This window comes from Streptomyces cylindrosporus (assembly GCF_022698165.1).
Taxonomy (GTDB): Bacteria; Actinomycetota; Actinomycetes; order Streptomycetales; family Streptomycetaceae; genus Streptomyces; species Streptomyces cylindrosporus.
Genome location: NZ_JALDAY010000002.1, coordinates 934,442 through 946,191, shown reverse-complemented (window position 1 = coordinate 946,191; position 11,750 = coordinate 934,442). Strand labels below are relative to the sequence as shown.

Genomic DNA, 11,750 nt, shown 5'->3' with positions numbered 1-11,750 from the left:
GGAGACGAAGACGATGTTCTCCTTGGCCAGGCCGAGTTCCGGCATGAAGCCCTGGACGGCGGCGAGGATCGCGTAGTCACCGCAGCCGGGGCACCAGCGCACTTCCTGATCGGACTTGAAGTCCCTTGCCGTCAGGGCGAGTTCGCTCCTCGGTAGCAGGGGGATTGCCTCAGTGGGCATGGACGGCCTCCTTCAGAGCCTGCGCGAGCTGTTCCGCCTTGAACGGCATGCCGTTGACCTGGGTGTGGGACTCGACGTCGATCGCGAACTCGGCCCGGATCAGCCGGGCGAGCTGCCCGAGGTTCATCTCGGGGATCAGTACGCGCTCGTAGGAGCGCAGGACGCCGCCGAGGTTCCGCGGGAAGGGGTTGAGGTGGCGCAGATGGGCCTGCGCGATCGACTCGCCGGCCGCGCGCAGCCGTCGTACCGCCGCCGTGATCGGTCCGTAGGTCGAACCCCAGCCCAGGATCAGGGTGTTGGCGCCGTGCGGGTCGTCGACCTCCAGATCCGGTACGTCGATGCCGTCGATCTTGGCCTGGCGGGTGCGGACCATGAAGTCGTGGTTGGCGGGGTCGTAGGAGATGTTGCCGGTGCCGTCCTGTTTCTCGATGCCGCCGATGCGGTGTTCGAGACCGGGGGTGCCGGGGACGGCCCAGGGGCGCGCGAGGGTGTGCGGGTCGCGCTTGTACGGCCAGAAGACCTCGGTGCCGTCGTCCAGGGTGTGGTTCGGTCCCTGGGCGAACTGCACGGTCAGGTCCGGGAGTTCGTCGAGGGACGGGACGCGCCAGGGCTCGGAGCCGTTCGCGAGGTAGCCGTCCGAGAGGAGGAAGACGGGTGTGCGGTACTTCAGCGCGATGCGGGCCGCCTCCAGGGCCGCGTCGAAGCAGTCGGCGGAGGTGCGCGGGGCGACCACGGGGACCGGGGCCTCGCCGTTGCGGCCGTACATCGCCTGCATCAGGTCGGCCTGCTCGGTCTTGGTCGGCAGACCGGTCGACGGGCCGCCGCGCTGGATGTCGACGACGAGGAGCGGCAACTCCATCGACACCGCCAGCCCGATGGTCTCCTGCTTGATGGTGACGCCCGGGCCCGAGGTCGTGGTGACCGCGAGCGAGCCGCCGAAGGCCGCGCCGAGCGCCGCTCCCACCGCGGCGATCTCGTCCTCGGCCTGGAAGGTCCGTACGCCGAAGTTCTTGTGCTTGCTGAGCTCGTGCAGGATGTCGGAGGCCGGGGTGATCGGGTACGAGCCCAGGAACAGCGGCAGGTCCGCCTGGCGGGAGGCGGCGATCAGGCCGTACGCCAGCGCCAGGTTCCCGGAGATGTTGCGGTAGACGCCGGGCGGGAAGGCCTTCGCGGCCGGTGCCACCTCGTACGAGACCGCGAAGTCCTCCGTCGTCTCACCGAAGTTCCAACCCGCCCTGAACGCGGCCAGGTTGGCCTCGGCGATCTGCGGCTTCTTGGCGAACTTGGCGCGCAGGAACCTCTCCGTGCCCTCGGTCGGGCGGTGGTACATCCAGCTCAACAGCCCCAGCGCGAACATGTTCTTGCTGCGCTCGGCCTCCTTGCGGGACAGGTCGAAGTCCTTGAGCGCCTCGACCGTGAGGGTCGTCAGCGGGACGGCGTGCACATGGTGGGCGTCGAGGGAGCCGTCCTCCAGGGGAGAGGCCTCGTAGCCGACCTTCTGCAGGGCCCGCTGCGTGAACTCGTCGGTGTTGACGATGACTTCGCCGCCGCGCGGCAGATCGGCGATGTTGGCCTTGAGGGCCGCCGGGTTCATGGCGACCAGGACGTTCGGCGCGTCGCCCGGGGTCAGGATGTCGTGGTCGGCGAAGTGCAGTTGGAAGGAGGAGACGCCCGGCAGGGTGCCTGCGGGGGCGCGGATCTCGGCGGGGAAGTTCGGCAGCGTCGCCAGGTCGTTCCCGAACGACGCCGTCTCCGAGGTGAACAGATCACCTGTCAGCTGCATGCCGTCGCCGGAGTCGCCCGAGAAGCGAATGACGACCCGGTCGAGCTGCTCTGTTTGATACGTCACCGGCAAGTGCCTCTCCCTGGGCGGAAATGCGCGTGTGGCACGGACGGGCGTGGGCGTGGGCCCGGCGCCCCGCCGCGAGCGTAAGCTCAACAAGCAATGATTTCAATGGGCGTTGAATTGAGTCGGCGGTCACCTGTGAAGCTCGACCCGCCCTCTGGCCTGCACTTTGACGCGGCGTCACCATGTCGACACGGAGAAGCTTTGACCTGAGAAATCACTGACCGTAGACTTCACGCCAACATGAATTAGTGTCGCGCGTCCTACGGGGGACTCGGGATCGAGAGGAAGTGCCGCCGTGGCAAAGGCTAGAGGCGCATCCGGAACCCGCCACGCGATCATGCGCTCCGCGGCGGATCTCTTCGCGGAACTCGGCTTCGGCAACACCTCGATGCGTGCCGTGGCCGCGGACGCCGGATGTGATCCGGCCCTGGTCACGCACTATTTCGCCTCGAAGGAGGCGCTCTACCGGGCTGTCGTCGAGGAGACGGTCCGGCCGGCCGAGGTGATCCGTGAGGCGCTCGAGCGGGGTGACGAGGGCGCGGCCGAGTGGCTGCTGAGGCATGCCGTCGCCGACTGGAACGACCCGGTGCAGCGCCGTCGCATCCTCGGAGTGCTCCGTTCCGCTTCGGATCTGCCCGCGGCGAGGGAGCGTTTGAGCCAGTCTCTGCTCGCCGAGGGGGTCGCCGACGGCGGTCCGGACGAGGTCAGGGTGTGGCTGATCAGCAGCCTGTTCATCGGCGTGATGACTTCCCGTCACATGGGGTTGCTGCCACCCGAGTTGGCGGAGGCGGAGGGCGGTGACGAGCTCGTGCGGGCCCTGGCTCCGGTGGTCGCCTCCTATCTGGCCGCCGTGCGGCGGGACGACGCCGACCCCGTGCGCGACGCCTCCTGAAACCTCTCGAAACCCCTCCCGTTCGGCACCTGTTGACCTCGACGCCCCGCGCTCTTCGCCGGGGCGTCCGCTGCACCGCGCCCGTTCCTGCCCGCAAACGCCCGCCGCGGCCCGTTCCGTTGGCCTTTGTGCCCGTCTCCGCAGGTCCAACTGTGGTGGCGCTGTGTGTCATTGGGTGGACGTTCGGTGTCCGGATCGCGGTCTCCGCGGTTGCGCCAAAGAATTCAGTACTCGTAGACTTCATTGGAGAGTGAAATATTGGAGGGCGCTGTCGGGCAGGCAGTGGACCCAGGGAGGAAACATGGAATCCATCGACACCGGCGTCCAGGCGGCCGCTCCGCCCGGCGCCCCGCCCGCACCGTCCGCCACCGGCAACCCGGCACGCTGGGTGATCCTCGCGGTCACCCTGTCCGCGATCTTCATGCAGATGCTGGACACGACCATCACGATGGTCGCCCTGCCCTCGCTGCAGAGCGATCTCGGCGCGACCTTCGCCGAGATCCAACTGGTCGTCGCGGTCTACTCGTTGGCCTTCGCCTGCACGCTGGTGACCGGCGGCCGGCTCGGTGACATCCACGGCCGCAAGAAGGTCTTCCTCATCGGCATGCTGGGCTTCACCATCGCCTCGGCGCTGTGCGGTGCGGCCCCCGACTCGACCTTCCTGATCGCCTCGCGGATCCTCCAGGGGATGTGCTCGGGCCTGATGTTCCCCCAGGTCCTGTCCATCATCCAGGTCACCTTCTCGACCCAGGAACGCCCCAAGGCCCTTGCCATGTACGGCGCTTCGGTCGGCCTCGGCACCGTGCTCGGCCCGGTCCTCGGCGGCTGGCTGATCGACCTGGACATCTTCGGCACCGACTGGCGGGCCATCTTCTACGTCAACCTGCCCATCGGCCTGATCGCCCTGTGCCTGGGCATGGCGAAGATCCCCGAGTCCTCGGCGCCGGGCGCACAGCGGCTCGACGTGACCGGCGCGGTCATCCTCACCGCCGGCCTGTTCAGCCTGATCCTGCCGCTGGTCATCGGCCGTGAGCACGACTGGCCGGGCTGGAGCCTGGTGCTGCTGGTACTCAGCCCGCTGCTGCTCGCGGAGTTCTTCGTCTACGAGAACAAGTTGACGAAACTCGTCGACCGCTCACCACTCGTGCCCACCGGGCTGTTCCGGGAGCGGTCGTTCACGGTCGGGCTCATCATCAGCGTCGTCTTCTTCGCGGGCATCCCGTCGTTCTTCATGACGTTCTTCATGAGCCTGCAAATCGGCTTCAACTACACGCCCATCTCGGCCGGTCTGGTCAGCCTCGGCTTCGCCGCGCTGATCGCGGTGGGCTCGGCGCGCTCGGCCGCGGTGGTCAAGAAGCTCGGCACCAAGACGCTCGCGCTGGGCACCGGGCTGCTCCTGATCGGCATGGCGGGCGTCATCGGCACCCTGCACTGGGCCGGCTCCGACCTGCACGGCTACCAGCTGATCCCCTCCCTGATGGTGGCCGGCCTCGGCGGCGGGTTCTTCCTCGCCCCGTGCACCGGCATCATCCTGGCGGGTATCCGTTCCAGCAACGCCGGTTCGGCGTCCGGCATGCTCGCCACCGTCCAGCAGGTGGGCATCGCCATCGGCATCGCGGTCGCGGGCATCCTCTTCTACGGGCTGCTCGGCACGAACGCCGACGACGCCAGCGCCTCGGCCGTGCCGCAGCTGCGGTCCGACCTCGCGGCCGCCGGAGTGGCCGAGGCCCAGCAGACGCAGATCAGCACGGCCTTCACGACCTGCTTCCACGACAAGATGAACCAGAAGGACCTCACCGAGACGCCGGCGAGCTGCGCCCGGATCCAGCAGGAGATGGCCAACAGCCCGCTGCCGCAGGAGGTCAAGCAGAAGGTGAAGTCGGCGGTCCTCGGCAAGGCTCTGCCCGAGGCGCGCAAGGCCAACTTCGGCGACAGCTTCGAACAGGTCGTGTACTGGCAGATCGGCTGCTTCGGCCTGTCCTGCCTGCTGGTGCTCGCCCTGCCGCGGATCCGCCCCGAGGACGTCCAGGACGTGCCGGGCGGGGCGTGAGCCGCGTGTCCACCCCCTCCGGGCCGGGGTACCGCGCCGTTCGACGCGGCGCCCCGGCCCGGGCGTTTCCGCCCAACTGCCGTGCCCCGCGGGGCGAAAGGACTTCGTGAGCACCGTGTTTCCGGTTCTGGCGCTCGGCGCGGGCTCGGCCCTGGTGTATGCCGCCGCGGCCGTCGCGCAGCGGGCGGCGGCCGTGCGCAGCGCCGCGCCGGGCGGCCGGCCCCTCGGACGCTCGGCCGCGTGGTGGATGTCCGTCCTGCTCAACGCGCTGGGCGCACTGCTGCACACCGCGGGCCTGCGCTACGGCTCGCTGGTCGCCGTACAGATGCTCGGCGTGCTCACCCTGGTCGCGGCACCGCTGCTGTCGTCCGTCGTCCTCGGGCACCGTATGACGTCCGCGCAGTGGTCGGGTACGGCGCTGACGGTGGCCGGCGTGGTCGGGATGCTGATGCTGCTCCCCGCGACGGGCACGAGCCGCTCGCTCGACGGCCCCGAACTGCTCCGGGTGGCCCTCCTGACCGCCATGGCACTCGGGATCCCGCTCGCGCTGGCGGCTGCGGCCCGACGGACACCGGTTGCGGTTGTGGCGTACGCGGCTGGGCGGGCGTCGGCCTCGGCTCCGGCGTCCGCGGCTGCGGGCGGGCGGGCGTCGGGTGTGGCTGCGGTGTCTGGGGTTGCGGCTGGGTGTGTGTCGGTCTCGGCTCCGGATTGCGGGGCTGCGGGCGGGCGGGCGTCGGCCTTGACTCCGGTGTCCGGGGCTGTGGCTGGGGGTGCGTCGGGTGTGGTTCCGGTGTCTGGGACTGCGGCCCGGCATGCGTCGGCCTCGGCTCCGGTGTCCGGGGTTGCGGCTGGGCGTGTGTCGGGTGCAGCGGCGGTATCTGGGGTTGAGCCTGAGCGTGCGTCGGCCTCGGCTCCGGACTACGCGGCTGAGGCCGAGCATGCGTCGTCGGCTGCGGCTCCGGCGTCCGCGGTTGCGACCCGGCGTGCATCGGCTGCGGCTCCGGTATCCGCGGCAGCAGCCCGTCGCGCGTCGATCGCCAGCCTGGCCTACGCTGCCGCCGCCGGGGTCGCCTTCGCCGCTGCCTCCGCTCTCGCCCAGACCGCGGTACTGGAGCTGACGGGCGGGGGACTTGGCCGTCCCGGACCCGCGGTCCTGGTCGCCGTCGGCGTCCTCCTCCTCGCGCCGGCCGGGCTCCTGCTCTGTCAACTCGCCTACCGCACCGGCCTGGAGGCCCCGCTCGCCACCGTCACGCTGGTCAACCCGGTGTTCGCCGCGGTGATCGGGGCCGTCGCGCTGGGGGACCGCTATCCGACGGGCGTGCCCACGCTCGTCGCCGGGGTCGCTGCCGCGCTCGCCGCCGGGCGAGGGGTGTTCGTCCTGGCGCGGGCCGAAGGCGCGGGTGGGCAGGGGAAGACTCGGGCCGGGGCCGGGGCCGGGGCCGGGAGCGGGAGTGGGGCCCGGGCCCGGAGCGGGAACAGGAGTGGTGGCGGGGAGTGGGAAGGGGCGTGGGCCGTACAGAGCCGCGGTGCGCCGGGAGAGGGCGGTGATGAACGCGCCGGGCGCGGAGCCGGCGCATGCAGTGAGACGGCGGCGGAACTCGGAGCCGACGCGGAGCGTAAGAGGTCGGCCGGATATGGGGCCGATGTGCGGGGTGAGCGGTCGGCCGGGTATGGGGCCGACGCGCGGAGTGAGAGGCCGGCCGGATGCGGAGCCGGCGTATGCAGTGAGACGGCGGCCGGATGTGGAGCCGGCCTATGCAGTGAGACGGCGGTCGGATGTGGAGCCGATGCAGGGAGTGCGGCGGCGGCCGGATGCCGAGCCGAGGCGCTTGAGGATGTGCAGGCCGGGTCCGGGATTCGCGGACGTCGGGAAGGCCTACCGGAGTCCGCCGCCGCCCACCCCCTACTGCTGGGCCACCCGCTCGAAGTGGACCTCGATGGCGGGGGCGAGCCAGTCCATGAGTTCCTCGAAGTCGAGTGAGGCGAGAGGCTCCACGGCGAGGACGTAACGGAGCATCACCAGGCCCGCGAGCTGGGCGGAGACCAGGGACGCGAACGCCGGTGTGCGCTCGGCGTGTTCGGGGACGATCCGGCGGAGGCAGGCCTCGAACGCGGCCTCGATCTGGTCGCGGAAGGTCTTCGCCGTCGCCTCGTCCGACAGGCTCGTCCGGTACACGGCGACCAGCGCGGGCCGGGTCGACTCGTCCTCCCAGAAGGACAGGAACGTACGGGCGATCCACTCACCGCGCTTCTTCACCCCGGCCGCCACCTCGTCGTCCGTGAGGGCGTCGAAGAGCGCGGACATGTCGATCCGCGAGGAGACCGCGTCCTGGAACAGGCCGTCCTTGTTGTTGAAGAAGTGGTGGATGAGCGCCGGGTCCACCTGGGCCTGCTGGGCGATGCCCCGCATCGTCGTACCCGAGTAGCCCTTGTCCGCGAAGAGTTGGAGCGCGGCGCTCAGGATCTGCTCCCGGGTGCCGCTCCGGCCCGGCCGCCGGCCACCGCCGCGGGCGGCACGCTTCGCACGGGCCGGCGCGCCACGCGGCACGCCGGTGCTGTTCGGGCAGGGGCTTCCGGCTCCGTTGCTCATTGCCCCCTCCGTCGTTAATTCATGGGCTGTGGAAATCAACGTTACCAGCATTCCACATGCGAGGACTCCCCGGTAGGGAGCATTCCGATACGCGTGCGCGGTGTCCAGCCACGCTCGCGCGCCGGTGAGGAGTCTGGCCGGATCCGAACAGGGCCCGGCCGAAGGGGAGTCGGACCGGACGCGGTGGCCCCGCGAACGGCAGCGGCGAGCCGCCGCCCCGCGCTCATCGCCCGGTGAGCACGGGACGGCGGCTCCTTCCCTGCCGCCCTCAGGGAGTCCGGCGCCCGCGGCTCACCGCTCGACGCTGGGCAGGACGGTGGCGCCGGGCGTCAGGACCCGGCGCACCGCGTAGGGGGCGCGGCGTTTGGCCCACAGCAGGACCTTGATCCGCTTGAGCGGGGTGAAGTTGTAGTAGCGGTCGGTCGGGTCGCCGAAGGCGAACAGCGGCGGGACGAACGAGGCGCGGCGCAATTGGCCGAAGATCCGCTCGGCCGCGTCGCCGGGCGCGAGCCGCTGGTCGGCGACCTGCCGCAGCAGCCGGTCCGCGTCGTCGAAGAGCGCGACGAACCCGGCGTACACCGGGAACCACAGGCCGGCGCCCCGGTGCCGGCCCAGCTCCCGCCACTGCCCCGGCACGCCGGCGCTGGCCAGGGCGTCGTTGCGGGCCCGCTTCAGGGAGAGGGCGGCGAACATCGAGTGCAGCAGCCACACCCGGCTGAAGGCGTTCCAGAGCCGGAAGTCGGTGGTCGCCGTGAGCGCGGTGCCGAGCAGGCGCTCGCTGTGCTCGATGAGGGAGGCCTGCAGGGACGCCAGACCGCTGAAACGGGCCTCGGACCAGTCGCCGTCCTCGTGTGCCGCGATGAGGTGGGCGGCCGCCGCGTGGACGAGCTCCGCGGTGAGCGTGACGTCACGGGAGAGCGTGAAGTCGCAGCGTACGGCGGAGCGGTCGAGGACGACGAAGCCGGGGCCGGTGGTCGCGGTGGCCGCGTACTGCCAGCCCTCCGCGCTCGTCCACGGGCGGACCACGGTCGCGGCCGCGAACTGCCAGGCCAGGTCCGGGAATTGGGCGACCAGGTGGTGGAAGTCCTCCTCCGCGGAGGCCGAGCCCTGCGGCCACAGCTTGGTGTCCAGGCTGACCGACACGCTGGTCAGGGCCTCCTCGCCGGTGCGCTCGGCGCCGAACGGCACGAGCTGGATCCAGCCGCCGGGGAAGACGACCTGGGTCGTGCCCCCCGTCCAGGGCGTGCTGCCGGCGCCCGGGTCGACGCGCCGCTCCAGCGGGCGTACACCCCGCAGGTGGGCGGTGAGCACACGGGAGGAGTGGCGCAGCGGGCGCAGGGCCGGGCCGGGGCCCAGGCGGGTCAGCATCGGGGCGTCGGGCCCGGACATGTCGACGACGAACTCGGCGGCGACGGCGGTCCCGTCGGCGAGCTCGACGGTGAAGTCGCCCGCCTCGCCGCGGACTTCGCTCAGCGCGGGGCGGTTGCGCGGGACCCGTGCCCCGTGGCCGACGGCGACGCGGTGCACCCAGGCGTCCACGTCCGGCCGGTACAGGTGCGACTCGCCGTGCTCGCTCGGGACGTTGAACTGGAGCACCTGGTGCGGGCGGACGCGGGCGCCGGGGCGGGCGTACACGAAGCCGATGCTCGACTTGAGCCCCGACGTCCGGCGCACCTGCTCGGGCAGCTGCCCGAAGTGCCCCAGCGCGGCCAGCTCCGGGACGCCGTAACGGCGCGCGAGCAGCTCGAAGACCTCGGCGGTGTACGGCACGGTCGTCTCACCGGCCGGGATCTCGGAGTCGTGCCGCGAGTCCACGAGCACGACGTCGACCCCGGCCCGGGCGAGAATCGCGGCGAGCATGGCACCACCGAGGTGGGCACCGAGGACGGCGACCTTGTGGCGGGGGATGCCGGGGGAGGGGGCGGTGGCGGCTGCTGCCAAGGGGGTGGGCGATGCCGATGAGGTCGCTGAGGAGGTGGCGCGGGGTGCCGTCGCCTGAGCGCCCGGTTGTGCCGCGGCCGCGTCGCCGGGCCGGGGCGTGATCGCCGTCGCGTCGGCCGACCGTGCCGTTTCGCTGGCCCGTGCCGTGTCGTGCGGCAGTGCCGAGCCGTGGGACCGGGCCGCGTCTGTCGGCGTGCCCGACGGCTCCTCCGGCTCGTCCGGGAGCGCCGACTCGGCGGCCCCCACGGCCTCCGCCCCGTCCAGCCAACTGCTGTTCGCGGCTGCGGGGTTGGCTTCCGCGGTTGCCGCGGCCGCCGGAAGGCTCGCCGAGGACCCCGCCACCGGTTCTCCAACGGGCGCCGATGCCGGAGCGGTTCCAGCCCCGGCCTCGGCTTGACCGCCGGCCGCGACTCCAAGCACCCCCTGCGTCACCTGAGCGCCCCGACGCCCCCGCAAGTCCTTGGGCGTCGCCGTGCGTCGCGGCTTCCGGGGTGCAGCCGTCGGCTCCGTCGCCGATGCAGGCGTCGGTGCCCCTTCGTTGCTGGGCATCGTCGGATCCTCCTTCTCGCTCACGCGGGCTTGTGGAGACGGGAGCGCAGGAAGCCGGCCAGGGCGCTGGCCACGACCGGGCCCGTGTCGGGGGCCGCTGAGCCGCGTTTGGCCCAGTGCATGGTGCGCAGCATCCGGGGCGGGTTGGGGTTGTAGAAGCGGTTGCCCGGGTCGTGCAGACCGAACGGCGGCGGGGCGTAGGCGTCGTCCTGGAGGAGGTCGAAGAGCTCGCCCGTGGCCCGGTCGGGGGTCATCAGGCCCGCCTCGACGTCCCGGCAGGCCGACCACGCCGCATCCGTGATCTTGTTGAAGCCGACGCTCGCCGGGAAGAGCGCCCCGGGGTGCGGCTGTGCCTCCAACTCCCGCCAGATCATGGGGTCGTTGGTGCGCTGGAAGCGGGTCAGGGCGTCCTGGGCGTTGAGCGTGCCGAGCACGGTGCCCAGAGCCCACATGCGAAACGTCGCGTTCCACATGCCGTAGTCGCGGAAGGAGGTGAAGGAGGAGGCGACGACGTCGTCGTGGGCCCGGACCAGGCCCTGCTGGAGGGTCTCCACGTGGGCGAAGCGCTCCGCCGAGAAGTCGTCGTCCCGGACGGCCTCGATCAGCCGCCAGGCAAGGGAGTTGACCACGTCCGTGGTGTTGGTCAGGCCGCGCGAGTACAGCGCGTCCACGAAGCCCGCGGCGTGCGAGGTCAGGCAGAAGCGGTCGCCCACCACCTGCTTGGAGGAGTACTGGAGACGTCCGGTGGACACCCAGGGCCGGGCCGCCTTCGCGTCCTTGAACTGCGGGGCGATGTCCGGGAACCGCTCCAGGAACCGTGCGAACTCCTGCTCCGGCGGCTCGTCCGTCTTCGGATGCCGGCGCGGGTCGAGCGTCAGACCCACGCTGCACAGCCGGTTGGTCGCGCCCTTGTGGTTGTCGAACGGGATGACCCACACCCAGCCGCCGTCGAAGATGTGGTGCAGCGTGCCCTGGTGCCAGGGGCTGGGGTTGTCGTGCGCGCGGGCGGCGGGGCAGTCGTCGTACGGACGCACCCCGATCATGTGCGTGAAGACGGTGCGCGAGTGGGTGCGCTGCTGCGGGACCTCGTCGCGCAGGCCGAACTTCCGCGCCAGCGGCGAGTTGTGGCCGCCGGCGTCCACGATGTAGCGGGCCCGGATGTCCGGCCCGTTCTCCACCGCGAGCGTCACGCCCGAGCCGTCGATGTCGACGTCGCTCACCCGCGTGTCGAGGCGGCCGGTGGAGCCGTACTTCAGCGCCACGTTGTACATGTAGGCGTCGACGTCCTGGCGGAACATGTGCGACTCGGTGGACAGCGCCACCGGGATCACGAACTGATTGATCTCGTGCGGGTCTTGAGACGCGCCTTCGCGGTGGTAGACGAAGCCGAAGTTGCGCTTCTGGCCGGAGTTGGACGACACCTTGGAGCGCATCGTGGAGAAGTGGCTCAGGTGCGCGATCTCCGGCACCCGGTAGCGGGCGGCGAGAATGCGCAGCATCACCGAGGTGTACGGGATCGTCGACTCGCCCACCGCGAACCGCGGGTGGGTGCCCGCGTCGATCAGGACGGTCTTCACGCCGTTGCGGGACAGGATGGCGGCGAGTACGGAACCGGCGATGCCGGCGCCCAGGACGGCGACGTCGAAGTCCGCCGGGCCGGACGCTCCGGACGCGGGCAGTGGCTGCATGATGCTCGTTC

General features: G+C 71.3%; 7 protein-coding genes and 1 pseudogene. 3 read left to right on the top strand and 5 right to left on the bottom strand.

The genetic code is table 11. The features are described 5' to 3' along the window. Both MQP27_RS09315 and MQP27_RS09310 read right to left on the bottom strand, forming a co-directional pair. A pseudogene (locus MQP27_RS09315) lies at positions 1-180 on the bottom strand (2-oxoacid:ferredoxin oxidoreductase subunit beta); the annotation flags it as partial. Next, a complete protein-coding gene (locus MQP27_RS09310; protein WP_372511148.1) occupies positions 170-2,035 on the bottom strand; it encodes a 2-oxoacid:acceptor oxidoreductase subunit alpha in 1,866 nt (621 codons plus the stop codon). The gene MQP27_RS09310 and the pseudogene MQP27_RS09315, both read right to left, overlap by 11 nt. A 289-nt stretch (positions 2,036-2,324) precedes the next feature. Here MQP27_RS09310 and MQP27_RS09305 point away from each other — a divergent pair, with 289 nt between their 5' ends. The 3 genes from MQP27_RS09305 (at position 2,325) to MQP27_RS50880 (ending at position 6,952) form a co-directional block, all read left to right on the top strand. Beyond that, positions 2,325-2,921 carry a TetR/AcrR family transcriptional regulator gene (locus tag MQP27_RS09305; RefSeq protein ID WP_242763556.1) on the top strand — a complete coding sequence of 199 codons (597 nt, stop codon included), beginning with the start codon at positions 2,325-2,327 and terminating at the stop codon, positions 2,919-2,921. A gap of 301 nt (positions 2,922-3,222) precedes the next feature. Beyond that, entirely contained in the window at positions 3,223-4,971 is a 1,749-nt protein-coding gene (locus MQP27_RS09300) for an MFS transporter (protein ID WP_242763554.1), read from the top strand. A gap of 106 nt (positions 4,972-5,077) precedes the next feature. Next, a complete protein-coding gene (locus tag MQP27_RS50880) occupies positions 5,078-6,952 on the top strand; it encodes a DMT family transporter (protein WP_278195766.1) in 1,875 nt (624 codons plus the stop codon). Here the strand turns inward: MQP27_RS50880 and MQP27_RS09290 are convergent. From MQP27_RS09290 to MQP27_RS09280, 3 genes are all read right to left on the bottom strand, one after another. Continuing rightward, positions 6,875-7,561 carry a TetR/AcrR family transcriptional regulator gene (locus MQP27_RS09290; protein WP_242763553.1) on the bottom strand — a complete coding sequence of 229 codons (687 nt, stop codon included), beginning with the start codon at positions 7,559-7,561 and terminating at the stop codon, positions 6,875-6,877. The genes MQP27_RS50880 and MQP27_RS09290 overlap by 78 nt on opposite strands. A gap of 291 nt (positions 7,562-7,852) precedes the next feature. Beyond that, on the bottom strand, positions 7,853-9,844 hold the full coding sequence (locus MQP27_RS09285) for an NAD(P)/FAD-dependent oxidoreductase (RefSeq protein WP_242763551.1): 1,992 nt from the start codon (positions 9,842-9,844) through the stop codon (positions 7,853-7,855). A gap of 227 nt (positions 9,845-10,071) precedes the next feature. Further along, the gene (locus MQP27_RS09280) at positions 10,072-11,739 is read right to left on the bottom strand and encodes an NAD(P)/FAD-dependent oxidoreductase (RefSeq protein WP_242763540.1); all 1,668 of its coding nucleotides are present in this window, start codon (positions 11,737-11,739) and stop codon (positions 10,072-10,074) included. Positions 11,740-11,750 lie beyond the last annotated feature (11 nt).

What these genes read in the sequence shown, in the direction of transcription:
- MQP27_RS09300 (WP_242763554.1), top strand. Translation starts at nt 3,223, where the DNA reads ATGGAATCCATCGACACCGGCGTCCAGGCGGCCGCTCCGCCCGGCGCC.
- MQP27_RS09290 (WP_242763553.1), bottom strand. Translation starts at nt 7,561, where the DNA reads ATGAGCAACGGAGCCGGAAGCCCCTGCCCGAACAGCACCGGCGTGCCG.
- MQP27_RS09280 (WP_242763540.1), bottom strand. Translation starts at nt 11,739, where the DNA reads ATGCAGCCACTGCCCGCGTCCGGAGCGTCCGGCCCGGCGGACTTCGAC.